This is a genomic window from Streptomyces sp. NPDC050732 (genome assembly GCF_040654255.1).
Lineage (GTDB): Bacteria > Actinomycetota > Actinomycetes > Streptomycetales > Streptomycetaceae > Streptomyces.
The window spans coordinates 167,019-186,567 of sequence record NZ_JBFAHP010000016.1; the positions used below are offsets into that span (position 1 = coordinate 167,019).

A 19,549-nucleotide genomic window follows, 5' to 3' on the forward strand; every position below is an offset into this window, starting at 1 on the left:
GATGCACTCCGGGGGACGTCATCGGCGTACGAACGTGTCGACCGCCGCGTCGAAGTACCGCCGCGCCTGCCCCGCGTCCCCGGCCGGCGCCGACACCCACACGTCGAACCTCCGGCCGCCCTCTTCCCAGCACAGGTCGAGCGTGCGCCGGCCGCCCTTCTCCTCGCTGTAACCGTCCCAGGTGTACTCCCACAGGGCGGCGGGCCTTCCGTTGCGCGTGGTCTCCGAGACCCTGCTGTCGCGGTAACCGGGGTTGGTGCGCGGTCCTTCGGAGTCGGCGCGGCGCTGTGCGGCGAGCGGGCCGCCGGGCTCGGAGGGCGCCTCTTTGATGCCGATGCGGTAGGTGCCGTCGGGCGACACGTAGTAGACACGGGGGCCGTCCGCCTGCCGGAGGAAGCCTTCGGGCACGGCGAGCGCGAAGCCCTTGGGGTCCTTCGCGATGCGGTAGCCCTGAGGGGCCTCGGGCGACGACGGCCTCGGCGTGCGCGTCGTCACGGTGACCGTGGGCGTCGGCGAGGCAGGCGTCGCGGAGGACGACGGGGTGGCCGGCGTGTCACCGCCGTCCCCGCCCCTGCCGAGGAGCAGAGCGGCGGAGACCCCCGCCCCCGTGAGGGCCGCCACCAGCGCGGCGGCGACCATGAACGCCCGGCCGTGCTTCTCCGGCTTCACGAGCCCCGCGGCGGCCTGGCTCGCGAGAAGCTCCCGCTCGGCCGGTGTCTGGACGCCGCGCCCCGACTGCCTCGACCGCCCTGGTAACCCCGGCAGACCCGATCTCCTCGGAAACCCCGGCAGACTCGGCAAGCCCGCCCGTCCCGGGAGCCCCGGCAGCCCGGACCCGGGTCTCTCCCGCACCACCGCCGGCATCCGCCCCGTCTCGACATACGCCTTCAACAGCCCCTCCACCTCCGCCGCGTCGAGCCGCCGGTCCGGATCGCGGTCCAGGAGGCCGAGCACCACGGGCAGCAGCGGCGCGGCGGCCACGGGCGGGCGGAAGTCGTCGTAGACGACCGCGTGCAGCACGCCGCCGATGGAGTCGCGGCGGAACGGTGACTCGCCGGTCAGCGCGGTGACCAGCAGGGCGCCCAGCGACCACAGGTCGGACTCGGGCCCCGTCCGCTCCCCCGCCATCCGCTCCGGCGCGGTGTACTCGGGCGAACCCACGAACGACCCGACCTCCGTGAGCGTCGTCGCCCCCGTCAGCTGCGCGATCCCGAAGTCGGTGAGCACGACGCGGCCGGTCGACCGCTCCAGGAGTACGTTGGCGGGCTTGAGGTCACGGTGCAGGATGCCCGCCTCGTGCGCGGTGCGCAGCGCCCCGACCAGGTCGATGCCCATGCGTGCGACGGCGTCCGCGTCCAGCGGCCCGCCCCGCGCGATCCGCCCGGCCAGCGAACCGCCCTCGATCAATTCCATGACTATGTACGGCTGCTGGTCCTGCACGACGACGTCATGGACGACGATGACGTGCGGGTGCCGCAGCTGCGCCACCGCCCGCGCCTCGCGCAGGGTCCGCTCGCGCTGCTGCTCCGCCTCGGCGTCGGAGAGCGTCTCGTCGCGCGCCAGTTCCTTGACGGCGACCTGGCGCCCCAGGAGCAGATCGGTGGCACGCCAGACGACCCCCATGCCGCCCCGGCCGAGCCGCGCCTCAAGGCGGTAACGGCCCGCGATCACACGGGCGTTGCCCTCACCGGCACCGCCGCCACCGACGCCGCCGACACCGCCCCCACCGGCACCTGTCCCACCGGCGTGGTCTCCCAGGCTCCCCATGCGGCCATCATGCCCCACACGTGTGCGAACGGAATGGGGCGGAGCGCGCGCGAGGCCGGTTCCGGCCGTCGGCACGCGACGCCACAGCGTCACCAGAGGTGAGCGCGGACGCTCAGCGCTCCCGCCACCCCCGGAGCATCGCGTCGAACTGCTCCCGCATGGTGTCCCAGCCCGCTGCCGGGGCGGACATGTACAGCACGTATTCGACACCGTCACGGCTGAGATACGTCTGCGAGATGGCCCGGCGCGGCCCCTTGGTCGTGTCGTTCGCACCCGCCTTCCAGCTGAACTCCCAGAGAGAGCCCGACTGATCCCGAAACGTGTTCGAGTTCAGTTCCAGCCGCCGGTACTGGGGAAGCTTCACCCGCAGGTTCTTCTCCAGGGACACCTGATGCGCGTAGGAGCTCTCGTACTGCGGGTTCTTCTCGACGGCGATGCGCAGGAACCGGCGACCGCCGTCGGGCGTGTAGTCGACCTGGTTGCCGTTCACCTCGCGCTTCCACTCCTTGGGCAGCATGAGGCTGAAGCCCGCGGGATCTCTCACCCGCCGCCAGTCGTCGGGGATGCCGCCCACCGCCGTGCCCCGCTCGCCGTTCGACTGCTCCTGTGCACCGCCGGCGAAGCGCACGTACCCGAGGACGCCACCGCCGCCGAGCAGCGCGGCCACCACGACGAGGGCGACGATCCCGGGCCAGCGACGGCGCTCGCGCGCGGGCTGCCCCTGCGCGCCGACGACGGTGAGGGCGTCTTGGCCGGTGGAGGTGGGGGTAGGGGCGCCTGGGGTCTGACGGTGCGGGTGCCCGTACGCATGCGTCGGGCGAGTCCCGTCCGTCGCGTCCGCGTACGTCCCGGTGGCCGGGTGCGTACCGGTCGCCGGGTGCGTCTGCGTCGGCACGTACGCCTGCGCGTGCTGTGGACGCCGTCCCTCCGCGGCCTCCGCCAGCATCTGTTCGGCCTCTTCGGCGGAGGGCCGGGTCTCCGGGTCCTTGCGCAGCAGCGCGCTGATGACGGGTGCGAGGACTCCCGCGTGCCGGGGCGGCGAGGGCTCCTCCGTGACCACGGCCTGCATGGTGCCGAGCGGTGACGTGCGCCGGAAGGGTGAGAACCCCTCGACGGCCGTGTACAGCGTCGCGCCGAGCGCCCACAGGTCGGAGGCGGGGCCGGGGGTGCCGCCGCTGACACGCTCGGGCGCCAGGTAGTCGACCGAGCCGACCACTTCCCCGGTCCGCGTGATCGTGGAGTCCCCCTCGATCGCGGCGATACCGAAGTCGGTGAGCAGGATGCGCCGGTCGTCGGCGAGGAGGACGTTGCCGGGTTTGACGTCGCGGTGCAGGACGCCGGCGGCGTGCGCGGCACGCAGGGCCTTCAGGGTCCACAGGCCGATGCGGGCCGCCTCGACGGGCTCGACGCGCTCGTCGTCCTTGACGGCGTCCGCCAGCGAACGCCCCTCGACCAGCTCCATCACGATCCAGGGCCGGTCGTCGTACTGCAGGACGTCGTGCACGGTGACCACGGCCGGATGGTTGATGCGGGCGGCGGCCCGGGCCTCCGTCTGCGTACGGGCGAAGAGGACGGCGCGGTCGGCCTCCTGCACGAACTGTGCGGCCGTCAGCTCCTTGACGGCGACGGCACGGTGCAGCACCTCGTCCTGCGCGCGCCACACCCGTCCCATGCCACCGCGGTCGATGGTCTCAGTGAGTCGGTAGCGGCCCGCGAGGAGCAGGCCCTGCATCTGGTTCACGTTCCCCCGCAATGGTCTTGGCAGGGCCAGGTTAAGGAGCGGGAAGCGCACAGGGAACCACAGGGGGCCTCAGGAGACCGCACTGTGACGCATGCCGGGCATGTCCAGAGTGCCGGAATCGGCTCAGCCGGTGACCCGGTACGTGGCCGAAGCCTGCTCGTACAACCGCGTCACCTCGTCCCGCTCGGCCTCCGGCCCGCGCACCTGCACCACGTGGTACTTCCCGCCGACGATCATCACGAGATTGCGTACGAAGACCTCGCGGCCCGCTGCGTCCTGCCAGGTGAACTGCCCCTCCGCCATGGTCCGTCCGCCGACGTCGATGCGGCGCATGCCGCTGGAGGTCGCCCAGGAGGAGTCGCGGAACGGCTGCAGCTCGCGCTCGTCCTCCCGCTGGTACTTCATGGGGTCGCTGCCGTAGCCGTCCGTGGTGTCGCGCCCGGGCACGACCAGCAGTTCGAAGCCGGCGTGCGTGTAACGGACCTGGCCCCGGCCGTTCTTGGGCTGCCGGTCCCAGCCGCCGGCGACGGCGACGTGGAAGCCCTCGGGGTCCTTGCGCAGGGTGAATCCCCGCGGCAGGTCGGGGCTGGTGGTCTGCGGCTCCTGCGAACCGGGATTCCTGCCGGACTCGTCTTTCTCTCCGTCTGTGTCTTTCTCCTTTTCCCTCTCTGTGTCCTTTTCCTTGTCGTCGGCGGGGCCGCCTGTTGCCTCCGGGGCCGAGCTGACCTCGCCCACCGTCCCCGCGCGGTCACCTGACGCACCGTCATCGGCCTTGGGCATGAACACCATGGCGTACACGACGGCCGCGGCGAGTCCGACCAGGATGGCGATCAGCAGCAGCCGCCCGAGCGAACGCGGTCGGGCCGGGCCACGGCTCTGCGGCACGCGGGCCGGCCCTCTGCCGCGCTTGTGCCGCCCGTGGCCGTGCCCTTGTCCGTTCCCCGCGGCGGCGGCAGCGGCCGCCGCCGCGGCGCCGCGCCGCTTGCGCACGACCTCGCCACGGCGGCGTACGACAGGCAGCCGCCCCGCGTCGTACGGCGGCACCGGCACGACGTGCGCCCCGGCCTCCGGCTCGGGCGCGGACCGCACCAGCGAGCGCAGCCAGCCGCTCAGCTCCTCGAAGTCGAGCCGTTCGGTGGGGTCCTGACGCAGCAGCGACTCGACCACGGGCCGCAGCGGGCCGCACTCCTCGGCGAAGGCGGGCGGCTCGGCGCAGACGAGCTGGACCAGTTCGGCCGGGCTGTCCTCCGGGTACGGCGCGTGGCCCTGCACGGCGCGGAAGAGCAGCGCCCCCAGGGCCCACAGGTCGGTGGAGGGGCCTATCGGCGCGGCGAGCCGCCAGTTCTCGTGCACGGGTCCGGCCTGTTCGGGCGCCCACCGCTCGGTGACGGCCCCGACCACCACCATGCGCGCGTGCCGGGCGCGCTCGGCGGCCAGGGCGGTGGAAGGACCGCGTGAGGACGCTCCTCCGTCGGCGGAACCGTCGTCCCATCCCCCGCGCCCGGTCCCGCGCCCGTGGTCCTTCTCGTACGTGTCCGTCTGCGGGTCGGCGCTCTCGTCCGCCGTGCTCCGTGCCGCCGGGATACCGCTTCGCGGTACGGCGCCGTGCCAGGGCGGTTGCCTGCCCGATACGCCATAGGGGTCCGGTATCTGCCCGGTCGGACCGGGCCCCCGGCCCTCGGTGTCCTCTTCGGCCGCCCGTCCCGCGGCCCTCGCTCCCGCGCGGTACGCCGCGACCGCACCCGTGCGCCCGGCCCGCGCGCCGCTCGCGGCGGACTCCGGGGCGGGGGCGAGCTCCGTGTCCCCAGTGTCTCCGGGGCCTCCGGTGTCTCCGGTTTCGTACATCCCCTCGGCAGGCGCGCTCCCGCGCCCGGCCACATTGCCGACCGACCCCGCCGAACCGGCCGCCTCCCCCGCCGCCACCGGCCGGGGGTCGTACCCGCAGAGCGCCTCCTCGGCCGCCCCGGCCGCCAGGCCCGTCAGCATCACGCGGCCGTCGTCGCAGATCAGCACGGTCCGCGCGGTGATGTTCCGATGGACCCAGCCGAGCCCGTGCAGGACGCGCAGCGCCGCGAGGACGTCCGCCGCGACCTCGGCGGCCCGGTACGGACTCAGGGGCCGGTCGGCGAGGAGCGCCGCCAGCGGCCTCGCCGCCACCAACTCGCTGACTATCCACAGCGAGCCGCCCTCCGCGAACACGTCGAAGACCTGGTCGAGCCGTGGATGGTCCGGTATCTGCGCGGCGGTCTGCGCCGCCTCGATGGCGCGCCGCACCGCCGGCTCCGCGGGCCTGCGCGTCGTCCGTGCCGCGGCCCGCCGCACACCGCCCTGGCCGCCCCCCGCCCGCGGCGCGAAGCCGTCGGGCAGGTCGGGCTCCTCGTCGAGCATCTCCGCGTCGACGATCTCGGGCAGCGGCACCTGCCTGACGAGCACTTCCTGCCCGCTGTACGTGTCGAAGGCGCGTGACTCGGCGAGTTCGTACTCGTCGGAGGGCGGCAGCGGCAGGCGGTAGCGGTCGGCGAGCACCCGACCCGCGTAGTCGTCCACGATGCCTTCCCCGTCCGCCCGGTGGTCAAATCCGTTCGTCTTGCGGCCCGTTGCGGCTGTGTACGGTCCGCAAGCACTCACGATACGTGCCGTAGGCGGACCGCAATGAGGGGATACGAGATCTCAGCTCAGGACTTCGGCTCGAACGTCCTTGTGAACGTCCGCCACGCGGTCCGCCGCTCGTCGCCGCCCCACTCGTCGGCCTTGGCGGTGTACATGATTCCGTAGCCGAGGCCGCTGTTGACGACGAAGCCGCGGTCGATGGACCGGTACTTGGTCCCGCCGTCCACATAGGTGAACTCCCAGTCGGCCGTGTTCCAGCCGCGGAAGCCGACCTTCTCTATCCGGATCCGGTCGTACTGCGGCCGGACCATGAAGTTCTCCTGGTTCTTCCAGTCGCTGACCGGGTTGTCCTTGGGCGTGGTGGTCCAGCCGACCAGCAGCTTCTGGCCGTTGGGCCCGCCGAACCGCGCGCCCGCCCGGCCCGTGGACTGGTACTTCCACCCCTTCGGAAGCCCGATCTTGAAGCCCTGGGAGTGCTTGTACGTCGATGCGGCGCCGTCCTCCGGCTTCTTGCCGTCGTCGTCGCCCTTGCTCGGGTCGGTGCCCTTGCCCTCGTCCGGGCCGGAGCTCTCTTCCTTGCCCTGGCCGTCGCCGGTCCCGGAGCCCTTGTCCGGTTCCTTGCCGGTGTCCTTGCCCGCGTCCTTGTCGGCATCGCCCTGGCCGTCGCCACCTGCGGTCGCCCCGCTGGACGCGGCCTTGTCGCCGCCCTTGCTGTCCTTGCCGGAGTCGCCGTCGCCCCCGTCGGACAGCGCGAAGGCGAGCACCGTGCCGAGCACGGCGAGCAGGGCCACCACGGACACGATCACCAGCGTCCGGCGCGGCACCACATCGGTGAGCGACGCCTTGGGCGGTACCCGCGGCGGCACGCTGCGGCCGCTGGAGGGCGAACCGGCGGACGTGGGCGTCGAGCGGGGCGTGGCCGCACCCGTGCCGTGCCCGGCGGCGGCCGGAGCCGTCGTGCCCGACTTCCGCACGGACTGCAGGGCGCCCTTCAGCCGGTCGGCGACCTCCTCGGCCTTGCGCACGGCGGTTCCGGCGGAGCTGCCGGTCCCGGTGGTCCCGGTCGTTCCGGTCGTCCCGGCGGGAGCGGCCGAACCGGTGGCGTTCCCGGCAACACCGGCCGCGCCGGCGGCACCGGCGCCCGGGGCGGCTCCGGAACCCTTCGCCGCCCTCGCGGACTTGGTGAGTCGCGTGGCCCTGGGCGTCCTCGGTGCCTTCGGCGGCTGGTCCGGCGGCACGGGCGGCAGCGGCACCACCTTGGTGGCCTCCACCGGCTCCCGCACCGCCTTGGCCTCCGGCGTGTGGATGACGTCCATGAGGAGCGCCCGCGCTCCCGCGTCGTCGAGCCGCTGCTGCGGGTCCTTGGCGAGCAGGCCGTAGATGACCTTCTCCAACGGGCCCGCGTTCACCGGCTGTTCGACGTCCTCCGTCATCACCGCGGTGAGGGTCGCGATGGCCGACCCCTTGTCGTACGGGGGCACGCCCTCCACTGCCGCGTAGAGCAGGCCGCCCAACGACCACAGGTCGGCCGCGGGGCCCGGCTTGTGCCCGCGGGCGCGCTCGGGGGAGATGTAGGACGGAGCGCCGACGAGCATGCCGGTGGACGTGATCGACGGGTCGCCCTCGACCTGCGCGATGCCGAAGTCGGTCAGCACGACGCGACCGTCCTCGGCGATCAGCACGTTCGACGGCTTCACGTCGCGGTGCAGGATGCCCTCGCGGTGCGCGGACCGCAGCACGTCGAGGACGGCGAGGCCGACCTCGGCCGCCCGCCGCGGCGTGAGCGTGCCGTCCTCGCGGATCGCCTCCGCGAGCGACTTGCCCTCGACCAGCTCCATCACGATCCACGGGCGGTCGTCCTCGTCGACCACGTCGTAGACGGTCACGGCGCTGGTGTTGCGGATCCGTGCGATCGCCTTCGCCTCACGCAACGTACGCGTGATGAGGCGCCGCTTCTCCTCCTCGTCGATGCTGGAGGGGAAGCGCAGCTCCTTCACCGCGACCGTGCGACCAAGGGTCTCGTCCTTGGCGCGCCAGACGGTGCCCATGCCGCCGCGGCCGAGCACCTCTCCCAGCCGGTACCGGCCGGCGAGGAGACGTTGGCTCTTGTCCCGACGGGCGTCACCCGTCTGCTCCGCGTCCGACATGCGTCCCCTCTGCTGCTACCGCTGCTACCCGAGCAACCCGCCCTGACAGAGCCTTCATTGTCCCTTACTCGGGGACCGGCCGACGCCCAGGGTCCACCGACCCTTGTCCCGCCCCTCATCCCGTCTCTCATGAGAGACAGCGCATGACGAGGTACCGGCATGCCAACACAGCGTTGATTATTGGCCATACTCTTCCGCCGCCGGCCATCCGAGGCAAGCCCCGGCCGTCGCGCTCGCCCCGGGCGCACGCACCCTACGCCACCGGACACCCGGGCGTTCACCGCGCGGTCGTCCTTCAACTCGCCATAAACCAGCCGGAAGTACGCGCTTGAGCCGTCCGATCCCGCCTAGGAGAGCGGCACGATGTCCGGCGCCCCGAGCCGCGCCGCGTCCGCCGTCAGGTCGTCCGGCTGGCGCTGCGACTCGCGCTCGGCCTCCACGCGCTTCTCGTAGTGCTGGATCTCCCGCTCGATCTGGTCCTTGTCCCAGCCGAGGACGGGCGCCATCAGCTCGGCGCACTCCCTGGCGCTGCGCGTGCCGCGGTCGAACGTCTCGATCGAGATGCGTGTCCGCCGCGTCAGGACGTCGTCGAGGTGGCGTGCGCCTTCGTGCGAGGCTGCGTAGACCACTTCGGCGCGGAGGTAGTCGTCGGCGCCCGGCAGCGGTTCGCCCAGCTTCGGGTCCGCGGTGATGAGTTCGAGCACTTCCTCGGCCATCGAGCCGTACCGGTTCAACAGGTGCTCCACGCGCACCACATGGAGGCCTGTCCGCGCGGCGATCCTCGCGCGGGCGTTCCACAGCGCTTTGTACCCCTCGGCGCCGACGAGGGGGATGTCCTCCGTGACGCAGTCGGCGACGCGCTGGTCGAGGCCGTGCACCGCCTCGTCGACGGCGTCCTTGGCCATCACGCGGTACGTCGTGTACTTGCCGCCCGCGACGACCACCAGGCCCGGCGCCGGATGCGCGACCGTGTGCTCGCGGGAGAGCTTGCTCGTGGCGTCCGACTCGCCGGCGAGCAGCGGCCTGAGCCCGGCGTACACCCCCTGGACGTCGTCCCGGGAGAGCGGCACGGCGAGCACCGAGTTCACATGCTCCAGGAGGTAGTCGATGTCGGCGCTGGAGGCGGCCGGGTGTGCCTTGTCCAGGTCCCAGTCCGTGTCGGTCGTCCCGACGATCCAGTGCCGCCCCCACGGGATGACGAAGAGGACGCTCTTCTCGGTGCGCAGGATCAGCCCGGTCGTCGCGTTGATCCGGTCCTTCGGCACGACCAGGTGGATGCCCTTGGACGCCCGGACGTGGAACTGGCCGCGCTCGCCGACCATCGCCTGGGTATCGTCCGTCCACACGCCGGTGGCGTTGACGATCTGCTTGGCGCGGATCTCGTACTCCCCGCCGCCCTCGACGTCCTGCACCCGGGCGCCGACGACGCGCTCGCCCTCGCGCAGGAAGCCGGTGACCTTCGCACGGTTGGCGACCTTCGCGCCGTACGCCGAAGCGGTGCGGACCAGGGTGGCCACGTAACGCGCGTCGTCCATCTGGGCGTCGTAGTACTGCATCGCGCCGACCAGCGCGTCCTTCTTCAGGCACGGGGCGACGCGCAGGGCGTGGCGGCGCGTCAGGTGGCGGTGCATGGGCAGGCCGCGGCCGTGGCCGCGCGACATCGACATGGCGTCGTAGAGCGCGACGCCCGATCCCGCGTACACCCTTTCCCAGCCCTTGTGCTGCAAGGGGTAGAGGAACGGCACGGGCTTCACGAGGTGCGGGGCGAGGCGCTCCAGGAGCAGGCCGCGCTCCTTCAGGGCCTCACGCACGAGCGCGAAGTCGAGCATCTCCAGATAGCGGAGCCCGCCGTGGATCAGCTTGCTCGACCGGCTCGACGTGCCGGAGGCCCAGTCCCGCGCCTCGACGAGGCCGGTGGACAGGCCGCGGGTCACCGCGTCGAGTGCCGTCCCCGCGCCGACCACGCCCGCGCCGACGACCAGGATGTCCAGCTCTCGTTCGGCCATTCCCGCAAGTGACTCGGCGCGCTGCGCCGGCCCGAGTGTCGCTGTCCTCACCGCTGCCTCCCGTTGAGATCGGGTGTGGTCGGACTCACATCATGCCCAGATTTCTCCGTCGCCCGCTGAACACGACCCCAGCCTGTGGACAACACTCCGGAGCTCCACGCGGTGCAATACCGCAAATCGGTCATATTTACTCCTAGTCTGACATTGCGCTGCTCCGCCTTGTCCACAGGGCTTGCGCACTCGTCCCGGTCCGGCTATTGGGAGGACGGCCCACCGCCATGCCCGCAGATCTCGCTGTCATCGGCCTCGGCCACCTCGGCCTGCCCCTCGCCCAGGCCGCCGTTTCCGGCGGCATCGCCACCATCGGCTACGACCCCGTCCGCGCCGCCGACCTGGCCGGCGGCCGGCTGCCCTGCGACGGCGCCGAAGGCACCCTCACCGCCGCCGACGTGCGCCGGATGCTCTCGGGGGGCTTCCGGCCGACCGTCAACCCGGCCGAGCTCGGCCGGGTCCGCACCGCCGTCATCTGCGCCCCCACCCCACCGGCCGCGGACCGCTCGCTCGACCTCGGCCAGGTCGCCGAGGCGGCCAGGGCGCTGGCCGCGCGCCTGCGGCCGCACACCACCGTGATCCTCGAATCCCCCGCCTACCCGGGGACCACCGAGGAATTCCTCCGCCCGATCCTCGAATCGGGTTCGGGCCTGCGGGCGGGCCGCGACTTCCACCTCGCGTACTCCCCCGGCCGCCTCGACCCCGGCAACCGCACCCACGGCTACGCGGGCACCCCCAAGGTCATCGGCGGCCTCACCCCCGCCTGCACCGAATCGGCCGCCGCCTTCTACGGCCGGCTCACCGACAAGGTCGTCCGCGCCCGTGGCCCCCGCGAGGCCGAGACCGTCCACCTCCTGGAGACCAACTACCGGCACGTGAACATGGCCCTGGTCAACGAGATGGCGGTCCTCTGCCACGACCTCGGCATCGACCTGTGGGACGTCATCCGCTGCGCCGAGACCAAGCCCTTCGGCTTCCAGGCCTTCCGCCCCGGGCCCGGAGTCGGCGGCCACGGCGTCCCCCTGGACATCCCGAACCCCTCCCGCGGCGTCCGCCCCCTGCGCATGGTCGAACTGGCCCAGCAGGTCAACGACCGCATGCCGCAGTACGTCATCCAGCGCTCGGCGACCCTGCTCAACGAGCACGGCAAGTCCGCCCGCGGCGCCCGCGTCCTGCTCCTCGGCGTCACCTACAAGCCCGACCTCGCCGACCAGCAGGGCGCACCCGCGCAGGAGGTCGCGACCCGCCTCATGGAGCTCGGCGCGGCCGTCAGCTACCACGACCCCTACGTGCCCAGCTGGAGCGTCCTCGGCCGCCCCGTCCCGCGCGCGGACTCCCTCTACGAGGCGGCGGCCGACGCCGACCTCACGATCCTGCTCCAGCACCACCGCACCTACGACCTCCAGGGGCTCGCGGTGAAGGCCCAGCTGCTGCTCGACACGAGGGGGGCCACCCCGGCGGGCGCGGCCCACCGCCTGTAACGCCCCGGAACGACAGGAAGGGCCCCGGTACGAAGTACCGGGGCCCTTCCGCGTGCGATCCGTCAGCGCTTGTGCTGCGAGTCCGCGACCGTCACCTCGACGCGCTGGAACTCCTTGAGCTCGCTGTAGCCCGTGGTCGCCATGGCGCGGCGCAGCGCTCCGAAGAAGTTCATCGAGCCGTCCGGGATGTGCGACGGTCCTGTGAGGATCTCCTCGGTGGTGCCGACCGTGCCCAGGTCGACCTTCTTGCCGCGCGGCACGTCCTCGTGGACGGCCTCCATGCCCCAGTGGTGGCCCTTGCCGGGCGCGTCCGTGGCGCGGGCCAGCGGGGAGCCCACCATCACGGAGTCGGCGCCGCACGCGATGGCCTTGGGCAGGTCGCCGGACCAGCCCACGCCGCCGTCGGCGATGACGTGCACGTACCGGCCGCCGGACTCGTCCATGTAGTCACGGCGGGCGGCCGCGACGTCGGCGACGGCGGTGGCCATCGGGACCTGGATGCCCAGGACGTTGCGCGTGGTGTGCGCGGCGCCGCCGCCGAAGCCGACCAGGACGCCCGCGGCGCCCGTGCGCATCAGGTGCAGGGCGGCGGTGTACGTGGCGCAGCCGCCGACGATGACCGGGACGTCCAGCTCGTAGATGAACTGCTTCAGGTTCAGCGGCTCGGCGGCGCCGGAGACGTGCTCGGCGGAGACGGTGGTGCCGCGGATCACGAAGATGTCGACACCGGCGTCGACGACGGCCTTGGAGAACTCGGCGGTGCGCTGCGGCGAGAGCGCGGCGGCGGTGACGACGCCCGCGTCGCGCACCTCCTTGATGCGCTGCCCGATCAGGTCGGCCTTGATCGGGGCCGCGTAGATCTCCTGGAGGCGCCGGGTCGCGGTCTCCGAGTCCAGCTCGGCGATCTCGTCGAGCAGCGGCTGCGGGTCCTCGTACCGTGTCCAGAGGCCTTCGAGGTTCAGGACGCCGAGGCCGCCCAGCTCACCGATGCGGATGGCGGTCTGCGGGGAGACCACGGAGTCCATCGGAGCGGCCAGGAAGGGCAGCTCGAAGCGGTAGGCGTCGATCTGCCACGCGATCGAGACCTCCTTCGGGTCGCGGGTGCGCCGGCTCGGTACGACGGCGATGTCGTCGAAGGCGTACGCGCGGCGGCCGCGCTTGCCGCGCCCGATCTCGATCTCAGTCACGTTGTGGGGCCTTTCCCTCTTGGTCTGCCTGTCCAGTATCCCCGACGCACACGGAAGGGGCGGTCCCGGTTGATTCCGGGACCGCCCCTCCACGCGCGCGTGGAGCGCAGGAGACTACTTCGTACGGCTGTAGTTCGGCGCCTCGACCGTCATCTGGATGTCGTGCGGGTGGCTCTCCTTGAGCCCCGCGGACGTGATGCGGACGAAGCGGCCGTTGGCCTGGAGCTCGGGGACGGTGCGTCCGCCCACGTAGAACATCGACTGGCGCAGTCCGCCCACCAGCTGGTGGACGACCGCCGAGAGCGGGCCGCGGTAGGGGACCTGGCCCTCGATGCCCTCGGGCACCAGCTTCTCGTCGGAGGCGACGCCCTCCTGGAAGTAGCGGTCCTTGGAGAAGGACTTGCGCTCGCCGCGGGTCTGCATCGCGCCCAGCGAGCCCATGCCGCGGTACGACTTGAACTGCTTGCCGTTGATGAACATCAGCTCACCCGGCGACTCCTCGCAGCCGGCGAGCAGCGAGCCCAGCATGACGGTGTCCGCGCCGGCGACGAGCGCCTTGGCGATGTCTCCGGAGTACTGCAGGCCGCCGTCGCCGATGACCGGGACACCGGCCTCCTTGGCGGCGAGCGACGCTTCGTAGATAGCCGTTACCTGCGGTACGCCGATGCCGGCGACGACGCGCGTGGTGCAGATGGAGCCGGGGCCCACGCCGACCTTGATGCCGTCGACTCCGGCGTCGATGAGCGCCTGGGCGCCCTCGCGGGTGGCGATGTTGCCGCCGATGACGTCCACGCGCGGGGCGTCCGACTTGATCTTGGCGACCATGTCGCCGACCAGGCGGGAGTGGCCGTGCGCGGTGTCGACGACGATGAAGTCGACGCCCGCGGCGACCAGGGCCTGGGCGCGCTCGAAGGCGTCGCCCGCGACGCCCACGGCGGCGCCGACGAGGAGGCGGCCCTCGCCGTCCTTCGCGGCGTTCGGGTACTTCTCGGCCTTCACGAAGTCCTTGACCGTGATGAGGCCCTTGAGGATGCCCGCGTCGTCGACCAGCGGCAGCTTCTCGATCTTGTGGCGGCGCAGCAGTTCCATGGCGTCCACGCCGGAGATGCCGACCTTGCCGGTGACCAGCGGCATCGGCGTCATGACCTCGCGCACCTGGCGCGTGCGGTCCGACTCGAAGGCCATGTCACGGTTGGTGACGATGCCGAGCAGCTTGCCGGCTGCGTCGGTGACGGGGACACCGCTGATGCGGAACTTCGCGCAGATCGCGTCGGCCTCGCCGAGCGTCGCGTCCGGGTGCACCGTGATCGGGTCGGTGACCATGCCGGACTCGGAGCGCTTCACCAGGTCGACCTGGTTGGCCTGGTCCGCGATGGAGAGGTTGCGGTGCAGCACACCGACGCCGCCCTGGCGGGCCATGGCGATCGCCATGCGGGACTCGGTGACCTTGTCCATCGCCGCCGAGAGCAGCGGGACGTTCACCCTGACGTTCTTGGAGATGAGCGAGGAAGTGTCGATCTGGTCGGGCGCCATGTCCGACGCGCCCGGCAGCAGCAGCACGTCGTCGTAGGTCAGCCCGAGTGTCGCGAATTTCTCGGGCACCCCAGTCGAAGAACCGCCGTTTGCAGTCATGACACCTTCCCCAAATGGCCTTGATCGGTGCGGATGTCCATGCTAACGGGCTCCGAGGGTGTCTCATTCCACGATCAAGATCATCGAGGTTCTTTGTACGTTCGCACGTCAGTGCTCATTGCTCCGCGAGGGCCCGCAGGCGACTCAGCGCCCGGTGCTGCGCGACCCGCACCGCACCGGGGGACATCCCCAGCATCTGTCCGGTCTCCTCGGCCGTGAGGCCGACGGCGATCCGCAGGAGCAGCAGCTCGCGCTGGTTGTCCGGGAGGTTGGCGAGGAGCTTCTTGGCCCACTCCGCGTCGCTGCTGAGCAGGGCGCGCTCCTCCGGGCCGAGCGAGTCGTCGGGCCGCTCGGGCATCTCGTCGGAGGGCACCGCGGTCGAGCCGGGGTGCCGCATCGCCGCGCGCTGCAGGTCGGCCACCTTGTGCGCCGCGATCGCGAAGACGAAGGCTTCGAAGGGGCGGCCCGTGTCCTTGTAGCGCGGCAGGGCGAGGAGGACGGCGACACAGACTTCCTGGGCCAGGTCCTCCACGAAGTGCCGTGCGTCACCCGGCAGGCGGGACAGGCGGGTGCGGCAGTAGCGCAGCGCGAGGGGGTGCACGTGTGCCAGCAGGTCGTGCGTGGCCTGCTCGTCGCCCTCCACAGCGCGAAGAACGAGGGCACCAATAACCGTCGTCTTGTCATCGCGCATCGGTCCATGGTGCCTTGACGGCGACTGATCCGCGGCACCGCGTCCGTAGTTGTGCACTGAAGCGTTATGAGCAGGTGCGCCGGAACTCATCTCCTGCGCCCTCCCCTCCCGCTCGATCGACTCGTCCCCGAGGAACTCCACACCTCAAGGATGCGGCATCGGCGGCGAAACAAGCAGCCACGGACGTCGGCCGCCCCGCCCACCGGGTGGCGGACGGGGATCGCCGTGCCCCCGCGGCGGTGCACTCAGCGGACCAGACCCCAGCGGAATCCGAGCGCCACGGCGTGTGCCCGGTCCGAGGCGCCGAGCTTCTTGAAGAGGCGCCTGGCGTGCGTCTTCACGGTGTCCTCGGAGAGGAAGAGCTCACGGCCGATCTCCGCGTTCGAGCGGCCGTGGCTCATGCCTTCGAGGACCTGGATCTCACGCGCGGTGAGGGTGGGCGCGGCGCCCATCTCGGCCGAGCGCAGTCTGCGCGGCGCGAGCCGCCACGTCGGGTCGGCGAGCGCCTGGGTGACGGTCGCCCGCAGCTCGGCGCGCGAGGCGTCCTTGTGCAGATAGCCGCGGGCGCCGGCCGCGACCGCGAGTGCGACCCCGTCCAGGTCCTCGGCGACGGTGAGCATGATGATGCGCGCACCCGGGTCGGCGGACAGCAGCCGCCGGACGGTCTCCACACCCCCGAGTCCGGGCATGCGTACGTCCATCAGAATCAGGTCCGAGCGGTCGGCGCCCCAGCGGCGGAGGACTTCCTCGCCGTTGGCCGCAGTCGTCACACGCTCTACGCCGGGCACGGTCGCGACCGCGCGGCGGAGCGCCTCTCGGGCAAGCGGGGAGTCGTCGCAGACGAGGACCGATGTCATGACTGTCCTCCGCGGCTCTCACAGCTGCTGCGCGTCACCTTGAGCCTCCAGGCTGGTACTTATTCGTCACCTGTGCGGTTGACGCTCTCGGACACCTGCCCGAGCGCTTGTTTCTTCAACCGCCTCCGCACTCTCAACGACGGTCACCCGAAAGAGTTACGGGGCGGTCAGCCACCTTCGGCACTCTACGTGAGGGCGCCGACACAGCGCAGAGCGCGCCGGACACCCTCAACCTTTCATCACAACCTATGCCCCATTTAGCGCCTTTTCTTCCCTTTTCCTGGTGTCTATGGCTAGATTCGCAATGAGTCATATTTTCATCTCCTTAGACAGTAGATGTACGGTCATCGGCACCGTATCCGCGTAGAACGGCACCAAGGGGACCAGCAATGGCAGATTTCTCCCGCCTTCCCGGACCGAACGCAGATCTGTGGGACTGGCAGCTCCTCGCGGCCTGCCGCGGGGTCGACAGCTCGCTCTTCTTCCATCCGGAGGGTGAGCGGGGAGCGGCTCGCAGCGCACGCGAGAACTCGGCCAAGGAGGTCTGCATGCGGTGCCCGGTGCGGGCGGAGTGCGCCGCGCACGCGCTCGCGGTGCGCGAGCCCTACGGCGTGTGGGGCGGGCTGACCGAGGACGAGCGCGAAGAGCTCATGGGGCGCGCGCGCAATCGACTCGTCACGGCGTCCGCCTCGACGAGCGGCGCCGTGTCGCACAGCTGAAGGAACGTTTCTTCACGGGGCGCCCCCGCGGGGGTGCCGATCAGCGGGCCGCGGCCCGCGCGAGGTGGTCCAGCGTGGCGGCGACGGCCGGCACCTGCGCCAGGTCCGGCAGGGTGAGCGCGACGATCTCCCGCTGCACGGCAGGCTCCACCGTCACGGTGCGGGCGCCCTTGGGGCGCACCGACTCGATCGCGAGCTCGGGCAGCACCGCCACTCCCAGACCGGCGCCGACCAGGCCGATCACCGCCGGATAGTCGTCGGTCGCGAAGTCGATCCGGGGCACGAAGCCCGCGCTCTCGCAGACCTCCACCAGTTGCCTGCGGCAGCGGGGGCAGCCCGCGATCCACGACTCGGCCGCGAACTCCCCGATGGTGACCGATGCCGCGTCGGCGAGCCGGTGCCCCTCCGGCACGAGGCCGACGAGCCGGTCCGCGAGCAGCGGACGCACGACGAGGTCGCCCCACTCCTCCGCCGCCGTCGCCCCCTCGTACCGGAACGCCAGCGCGACGTCGCAGTCACCCTCGCGCAGCATCTCCACCGAGCGCGGCGGCTCGGCCTCGACGAGCGACACGCGCGTGCCGGGGTGCGCGGCGCGCAGTGCCGCGAGGGCGCAGGGGACGAGCGTGGAGCTGCCGCTGGGGAACGAGACGAGCCGGACCCGGCCTGCGCGCAGGCCCGCGATCGCGGCGACCTCCTCCTCCGCGGCGGTGAGCCCGGCGAGGATGCCCGCGGCGTGCCGGACGAGGGCCTCGCCCGCCTGCGTCAGGCGCATCTCGCGGCCCGTGCGGATCAGCAGCGGCGTGCCGGCCGAGGATTCGAGTGCCTTCATCTGCTGGCTGACGGCGGGCTGGGTACAGCCGAGCTCACGGGCCGCGGCCGAGAAGGAGCCGGTGGCGGCCACGGCGCGCAGGACACGGAGATGACGGGCCTCGATCATGGTTCGAAGCATAAGCGACGCTTGGACATGTCGCGAAATATTACGTCGCACCTTTGGGGCTTGCTCGCTTAGCCTGCCTGCCATGGAGCTTCTTTCTGTGAATGTGGGCCGCCGCAAGGCCGCCGAGTACACCGGCGCGCCCTCGGGTCACACCGGTATCGACAAGCGTCCGGTTCCGGGACCCGTGCGCGTGGCCGCGCCGGGCGCGAAGGGGGTCGGCGGGAGCGGCCTCGCCGGTGACGAGATCTGCGACCTGCGGCACCACGGAGGCAACGACCAGGCGGTGTACGCCTACGCCCGCGAGGACCTGGACGCCTGGGAGCGGACGCTCGGCCGGGACCTGCCCGACGGCTCCTTCGGCGAGAACCTCACGACGTCCGGCGTCGACGTGAACGGCGCGAAGATCGGCGAGCGCTGGCGGATAGGTGCCGAGCTTGTCCTTGAGGTGACGAGCGGCCGCATCCCCTGCCGTACGTTCCAGGGCCACCTCGGCGAGAAGGGGTGGGTCAAGCGGTTCACCGAGGCGGACGCCCCCGGCGCGTATCTGCGGGTGATCGAGCCGGGGGAGATCCGGGCCGGGGACCGCATCGAGATCCTGCACCGGCCGGCGCACGAGGTCACCGTCGGCCTTCAGTACCGGGCCGTCACGACGGACAAGTCGCTGCTGCCGCGGCTGCTCGCGGCGGGCGACGCGCTGCACCCCGGGACGGCCGAGCGCGCGCGCAGGTACCTGGCGCAGCAGGCCGCTGCCGCCTCCTCCTGAGGCCGGGTCCGTCCGCGCGACACGGCGGGCGCGCGATCTCACTAGCCTTGGTCCATGACTACGGCTCTGATTACGGGATCTACCGCCGGCATCGGCGCCGCCTTCGCGCGGCGTCTCGCGGGTGACGGGCACAACCTCGTGCTGGTGGCTCGCGACACCAAGCGGCTGCGCGAACAGGCGACCGAGCTGCACGACCGGCACGGCATCGAGGCGGAGGTGCTCACCGCCGACCTCGCGACGGACGCGGGCATCGAGGCGGTCGAGCAGCGGCTGTCGAACCGGAGGGACCCGGTCGACCTGCTGATCAACAACGCGGGGTTCGGCAACAAGGGCCGCTACCTGGAGGTCTCGCTCCAGGACGAGCTGACGATGCTCAAGGTGCACTGCGAGGCGGTGCTGCGGCTGACGTCGGCGGCGACGGCGTCGATGCGGGACCGCGGCCGCGGCGGGGTGGTGAACGTCGCGTCGGTGGCGGCGTTCGTGCCGCGCGGGACGTACGGCGCGTCGAAGGCGTGGGTCGTGCAGTTCACACAGGGCGCGGCGAAGGACCTGGCCGGGTCCGGGGTACGGCTGATGGCGCTCTGCCCCGGCTTCGTACGCACGGAGTTCCACCAGCGCGCCGGGATGGGTACGTCCAACATCCCCAACTGGATGTGGCTCGACGCGGACAAGCTGGTCGCGGTCGCCCTGGCCGACCTCGCCCGCGGCAAGACGCTGTCCGTGCCCGACCCGCGGTACAAGGCGCTGATGGGGGTGGTGAAGGTGACGCCGCGGAATCTGCTGGGCGGTGTCACGTCGCGGACGGGCCGCAAGTACGGCCCGCAGTAGCCTGCGGCGCCTTTGCGGGGGCGGTTTCCCGTCTGCCGGGTTGCCCTTTCGTCGCCGGGTGCGGGTTGTCCCTGGCTGGTCGAACCGGCAGGTGAGGCAGGGGAGTTCGGGCAGGGCCGCCTTCGGGTCCCC

General features: G+C 71.9%; 14 protein-coding genes. 4 read left to right on the forward strand and 10 right to left on the reverse strand.

The window, feature by feature from the left end:
- Positions 1-18: 18 nt before the first annotated feature.
- The 5 genes from AB0H82_RS17100 to AB0H82_RS17120 form a co-directional block, all read right to left on the reverse strand.
- A complete protein-coding gene (locus AB0H82_RS17100) occupies positions 19-1,767 on the reverse strand; it encodes a serine/threonine-protein kinase (protein WP_362993401.1) in 1,749 nt (582 codons plus the stop codon).
- Between the two features lie 112 nt (positions 1,768-1,879).
- Positions 1,880-3,499, reverse strand: coding sequence for a serine/threonine-protein kinase (locus tag AB0H82_RS17105; protein ID WP_362993450.1), 1,620 nt, complete (start codon positions 3,497-3,499; stop codon positions 1,880-1,882).
- Between the two features lie 132 nt (positions 3,500-3,631).
- On the reverse strand, positions 3,632-6,055 hold the full coding sequence (locus tag AB0H82_RS17110) for a protein kinase (protein ID WP_362993403.1): 2,424 nt from the start codon (positions 6,053-6,055) through the stop codon (positions 3,632-3,634).
- A 128-nt stretch (positions 6,056-6,183) separates the two neighbouring features.
- A complete protein-coding gene (locus AB0H82_RS17115) occupies positions 6,184-8,265 on the reverse strand; it encodes a serine/threonine-protein kinase (RefSeq protein ID WP_362993405.1) in 2,082 nt (693 codons plus the stop codon).
- 347 nt (positions 8,266-8,612) lie between these two features.
- Positions 8,613-10,322, reverse strand: a complete 1,710-nt coding sequence (locus AB0H82_RS17120; protein ID WP_362993407.1) for a glycerol-3-phosphate dehydrogenase/oxidase — start codon at positions 10,320-10,322, stop codon at positions 8,613-8,615.
- A 227-nt stretch (positions 10,323-10,549) separates the two neighbouring features.
- Between AB0H82_RS17120 and AB0H82_RS17125 the strand changes: the two genes are divergently transcribed.
- On the forward strand, positions 10,550-11,803 hold the full coding sequence (locus tag AB0H82_RS17125; protein ID WP_362993409.1) for a nucleotide sugar dehydrogenase: 1,254 nt from the start codon (positions 10,550-10,552) through the stop codon (positions 11,801-11,803).
- Positions 11,804-11,865: 62 nt separating this feature from the next.
- Here the strand turns inward: AB0H82_RS17125 and AB0H82_RS17130 are convergent, their stop codons facing one another.
- The 4 genes from AB0H82_RS17130 to AB0H82_RS17145 form a co-directional block, all read right to left on the reverse strand.
- Positions 11,866-12,990 (reverse strand): GuaB3 family IMP dehydrogenase-related protein, encoded by a 1,125-nt coding sequence (locus tag AB0H82_RS17130; protein ID WP_362993411.1) that lies wholly within the window; start codon positions 12,988-12,990, stop codon positions 11,866-11,868.
- Between the two features lie 114 nt (positions 12,991-13,104).
- Positions 13,105-14,622: an IMP dehydrogenase gene (gene guaB, locus AB0H82_RS17135; protein WP_362993413.1), complete on the reverse strand. Its 1,518-nt coding sequence runs from the start codon at positions 14,620-14,622 to the stop codon at positions 13,105-13,107.
- 115 nt (positions 14,623-14,737) lie between these two features.
- On the reverse strand, positions 14,738-15,313 hold the full coding sequence (locus AB0H82_RS17140) for a sigma-70 family RNA polymerase sigma factor (protein ID WP_055563244.1): 576 nt from the start codon (positions 15,311-15,313) through the stop codon (positions 14,738-14,740).
- Between the two features lie 245 nt (positions 15,314-15,558).
- Complete coding sequence (locus AB0H82_RS17145; protein ID WP_003948568.1) at positions 15,559-16,170, reverse strand: response regulator transcription factor; 612 nt, start codon at positions 16,168-16,170, stop codon at positions 15,559-15,561.
- 389 nt (positions 16,171-16,559) lie between these two features.
- Here AB0H82_RS17145 and AB0H82_RS17150 point away from each other — a divergent pair, with 389 nt between their 5' ends.
- Positions 16,560-16,889, forward strand: coding sequence for a WhiB family transcriptional regulator (locus AB0H82_RS17150; protein ID WP_362993416.1), 330 nt, complete (start codon positions 16,560-16,562; stop codon positions 16,887-16,889).
- A gap of 40 nt (positions 16,890-16,929) precedes the next feature.
- Here the strand turns inward: AB0H82_RS17150 and AB0H82_RS17155 are convergent, their stop codons facing one another.
- The gene (locus tag AB0H82_RS17155; RefSeq protein ID WP_362993418.1) at positions 16,930-17,826 is read right to left on the reverse strand and encodes a LysR family transcriptional regulator; all 897 of its coding nucleotides are present in this window, start codon (positions 17,824-17,826) and stop codon (positions 16,930-16,932) included.
- An 82-nt stretch (positions 17,827-17,908) separates the two neighbouring features.
- Here AB0H82_RS17155 and AB0H82_RS17160 point away from each other — a divergent pair, with 82 nt between their 5' ends.
- Both AB0H82_RS17160 and AB0H82_RS17165 read left to right on the forward strand, forming a co-directional pair.
- Positions 17,909-18,589 carry an MOSC domain-containing protein gene (locus AB0H82_RS17160; RefSeq protein WP_362993420.1) on the forward strand — a complete coding sequence of 227 codons (681 nt, stop codon included), beginning with the start codon at positions 17,909-17,911 and terminating at the stop codon, positions 18,587-18,589.
- 54 nt (positions 18,590-18,643) lie between these two features.
- Positions 18,644-19,417, forward strand: a complete 774-nt coding sequence (locus AB0H82_RS17165; RefSeq protein WP_362993422.1) for an SDR family oxidoreductase — start codon at positions 18,644-18,646, stop codon at positions 19,415-19,417.
- Positions 19,418-19,549: the final 132 nt, after the last annotated feature.

Bases quoted from the DNA above. Each gene is read 5' to 3' on its own strand.
- AB0H82_RS17155 (WP_362993418.1), bottom strand. From the start codon at position 17,826: ATGATCGAGGCCCGTCATCTCCGTGTCCTGCGCGCCGTGGCCGCCACC.
- AB0H82_RS17115 (WP_362993405.1), bottom strand. From the start codon at position 8,265: ATGTCGGACGCGGAGCAGACGGGTGACGCCCGTCGGGACAAGAGCCAA.
- AB0H82_RS17140 (WP_055563244.1), bottom strand. From the start codon at position 15,313: ATGCGCGATGACAAGACGACGGTTATTGGTGCCCTCGTTCTTCGCGCT.
- guaB (WP_362993413.1), bottom strand. From the start codon at position 14,622: ATGACTGCAAACGGCGGTTCTTCGACTGGGGTGCCCGAGAAATTCGCG.
- AB0H82_RS17160 (WP_362993420.1), top strand. From the start codon at position 17,909: ATGGAGCTTCTTTCTGTGAATGTGGGCCGCCGCAAGGCCGCCGAGTAC.
- AB0H82_RS17125 (WP_362993409.1), top strand. From the start codon at position 10,550: ATGCCCGCAGATCTCGCTGTCATCGGCCTCGGCCACCTCGGCCTGCCC.
- AB0H82_RS17100 (WP_362993401.1), bottom strand. From the start codon at position 1,767: ATGGGGAGCCTGGGAGACCACGCCGGTGGGACAGGTGCCGGTGGGGGC.
- AB0H82_RS17105 (WP_362993450.1), bottom strand. From the start codon at position 3,499: ATGCAGGGCCTGCTCCTCGCGGGCCGCTACCGACTCACTGAGACCATC.
- AB0H82_RS17165 (WP_362993422.1), top strand. From the start codon at position 18,644: ATGACTACGGCTCTGATTACGGGATCTACCGCCGGCATCGGCGCCGCC.
- AB0H82_RS17145 (WP_003948568.1), bottom strand. From the start codon at position 16,170: ATGACATCGGTCCTCGTCTGCGACGACTCCCCGCTTGCCCGAGAGGCG.
- AB0H82_RS17150 (WP_362993416.1), top strand. From the start codon at position 16,560: ATGGCAGATTTCTCCCGCCTTCCCGGACCGAACGCAGATCTGTGGGAC.